Annotated in this window: 1 protein-coding gene; it reads left to right on the forward strand. The window is 70.4% G+C overall.

All coding sequences use genetic code 11. From position 1 onward, the window contains the following. The coding region (locus ACFWPJ_RS31840) for a heavy metal translocating P-type ATPase (protein WP_378857085.1) at positions 1-1,720 on the forward strand (1,720 nt) is incomplete at its 5' end. Between the last annotated feature and the right edge of the window lie 99 nt (positions 1,721-1,819).

Here is a 1,819-nt window from a genome sequence, read left to right on the forward strand (position 1 = left end):
GTTCTGGGGTACCGCGGGCACGCCGGGGATGACGCACCCGTTCGAATTCACCATCGCGCGGATGGACGGCACCGGCAGCATCTACCTGGAGGCCGCGGCCGGCGTCACCACGTTCATCCTGGCCGGGCGCTTCTTCGAGGCCCGCTCCAAGCGGCGGGCCGGTGCGGCGCTGCGGGCGCTGCTCGAGCTGGGCGCCAAGGATGTCGCGGTGGTCCGCGATGGCGTCGAGACGCGAATTCCGGTGGAGCAGTTGGCCGTCGGTGACGAGTTCATCGTGCGGCCGGGCGAGAAGATCGCCACCGACGGTGTGGTGATCGAGGGTTCCTCGGCGGTCGACGCTTCGATGCTCACCGGCGAGTCGGTGCCGGTGGAGGTCGGCGTCGACGACGTCGTCACCGGCGCGACCGTCAATGTCGGCGGACGACTCCTGGTGCGCGCCACCAGGATCGGCGCCGACACCCAGCTCGCCCAGATGGCGCAGCTGGTCGAGGACGCGCAGACCGGCAAGGCGCAGGCCCAGCGGCTGGCCGACAAGATCTCCGGCATCTTCGTGCCGATCGTCATCGCGCTGTCCGTCGGCACGCTCGGCTTCTGGCTCGGCACCGGCGGCGCGATCGCGGCGGCGTTCACCGCGGCTGTCGCGGTGCTGATCATCGCCTGCCCGTGCGCCCTCGGCCTGGCCACCCCGACCGCGCTGATGGTCGGCACCGGTCGCGGCGCCCAGATGGGCATCCTGATCAAGGGCCCCGAGGTGCTGGAATCGACCCGCAAGGTCGACACCATCGTGCTGGACAAGACCGGCACCGTCACCACCGGCAAGATGACCCTGCTCGACGTGATCCCCGCCGAGGGCGAGATCGGCAGCCGGGTGCTGGAACTGGCTGGCGCGCTGGAGGATTCGTCGGAGCACCCGATCGCGCAGGCGATCGCCAAGGGTGCGCGCGACGAGATCGGCACGCTGCCGCAGGTGGAGGGCTTCACCAATGTCGAAGGCCTCGGTGTGCAGGGCGTCGTCGACGGGCACGCGGTGATCGTGGGCCGGGCGAAGCTGCTGGCCGACTGGTCGCAGGAGCTCGACGACAAGCTGGAAGCCGCCATGGCGGAAGCGGAGTCGGCGGGCAAGACCGCGGTCGCGATCGGCTGGGACGGCAAGGCGCGCGGCGTGCTGGTGGTCGCCGATGCGGTGAAACCCACCTCGGCGCAGGCTATCTCGCAGTTCCGCGCGCTGGGTCTGACTCCGATCCTGCTCACCGGTGACAATGCCCGCGCGGCTCGCACCATCGGTGACGAGGTCGGTATCGACGAGGTCATCGCCGAGGTGCTGCCGCAGGACAAGGTCGACACGGTCAAGCGGCTGCAGGCCGAGGGCAAGGTCGTCGCCATGGTCGGTGACGGCGTCAACGACGCGGCCGCCCTGGCCCAGGCCGACCTCGGCCTGTCGATGGGCACCGGCACCGATGTCGCCATCGAGGCCAGCGACCTGACCCTGGTCCGCGGCGACCTGCGCGCCGCCGCCGACGCGATCCGCCTGTCGCGGCGCACCCTGGCCACCATCAAGGGCAACCTGTTCTGGGCCTTCGCCTACAACGTGGCCGCCATCCCGCTGGCCATGGCGGGCCTGCTCAACCCGATGCTGGCCGGCGCCGCGATGGCGTTCAGCTCGGTGTTCGTGGTGAGCAACAGCCTGCGCCTGCGCCGGTTCAAGTCGACGGCGCAGTAGGCCTTACCGATGGGGCGGGGGGGGGGGATATATATGGGCCCCCCCGGTTTGGGGTGCGGGGGGGGTATAAAAAAAGACCGGGGCCGCCGCCACGAAATG

Origin of the sequence: Nocardia sp. NPDC058497, assembly GCF_042720195.1 — a bacterium.
In the GTDB taxonomy this organism is placed as follows: domain Bacteria; phylum Actinomycetota; class Actinomycetes; order Mycobacteriales; family Mycobacteriaceae; genus Nocardia.